This is a genomic window from Candidatus Protofrankia californiensis (assembly GCF_900634765.1).
Lineage (GTDB): Bacteria > Actinomycetota > Actinomycetes > Frankiales > Frankiaceae > Protofrankia > Protofrankia californiensis.
Genome location: NZ_CAAAFT010000261.1, coordinates 53,561 through 54,674, shown reverse-complemented (window position 1 = coordinate 54,674; position 1,114 = coordinate 53,561). Strand labels below are relative to the sequence as shown.

2 protein-coding genes are annotated in these 1,114 nt (G+C 68.1%); both read left to right on the top strand.

All coding sequences use genetic code 11. The features are described from left to right. On the top strand, positions 1–899 hold an 899-nt coding region (locus DD1DGNOD_RS14420; protein WP_241255726.1), incomplete at its 5' end, for an ABC transporter ATP-binding protein. A gap of 3 nt (positions 900–902) precedes the next feature. Next, on the top strand, positions 903–1,114 hold a 212-nt coding region (locus DD1DGNOD_RS29475; protein WP_241255725.1), incomplete at its 3' end, for a hypothetical protein.

The following is a 1,114-nucleotide window of genomic DNA, read 5'->3' as shown; positions in this document are numbered from 1 at the left end:
CGGCGAGTACCGCTCCCGCCGCCCGGGCCGCGGGCCTGGTCAAGATCTACGGATCGGGGCAGACCGCGGTCACCGCCTTGCGGAACATCGACGTCTCCTTCCCCCGCGGCCGCTTCACCGCGATCATGGGACCGTCCGGGTCGGGGAAGTCGACCCTGATGCACTGCCTGGCCGCCCTGGACACGGTGACCAGCGGCCGGGTCTACGTCGGTGACGTGGACCTGTCCAGATTGTCGGACAAGCAGCTCACCCAGCTCCGGCGTGACCGCATCGGGTTCGTGTTCCAGCAGTTCAACCTCCTGCCGACGCTGACCGCCGCGGAGAACATCACCCTTCCCCTCGACATCGCCGGGCGCAAACCCGACCGGGAGTGGATGCGTGCGGTGGTCGACGCCGTCGGACTCGCCCCGCGGCTGGGACACCGCCCCTCGGAGCTCTCCGGCGGACAGCAGCAGCGGGTCGCGTGCGCCCGCGCTCTGGTCACCCGGCCGGACATCGTGTTCGCCGACGAGCCCACCGGCAACCTCGACTCCAGGTCGGGCTCGGAGGTGCTGGCGTTCCTCCAACGGTCGGTTCGCGAGTTCGACCAGACCGTCGTCATGGTCACCCACGATCCCACCGCGGCGTCCTTCTCCGACGAGGTCGTTTTCCTCGCGGACGGGCGGCTTGTCGACTCGATGCCGAACCCGACCGCGCAGAGCGTTCTCGAACGCATGAAACATCTCGACGATCTTCAGCAGGAGGCGGCCCTGGTGGGCACGCCGCCGGACGGGCTGCCGCCGGACGGCCTTGAACCCCAGCCCCGGCAGAACACCGACCCGATACAGGATCGATGGCACGAGCCCGGTCACGACCAGCACAGCCACGAGCAGGACCACGGATCCGCGGGCAGGGTCTGAACGATGTTGCGCGCGACCCTCAAGAGCCTGCTGGCTCGTAAGATCCGGTTGGTGCTGTCCGCGCTCGCGGTCGTAGCCGGAGTCAGCTTCGTCACCGGCACGCTGATTCTCACCGACACGTTGAACCGGACCTTCGATTCGCTGTTCGCCAACATCTACCAGAACGTGAACGTGTCGGTCCGGGCGACCAACGCGGTGGACGACAGCTCCGGGAC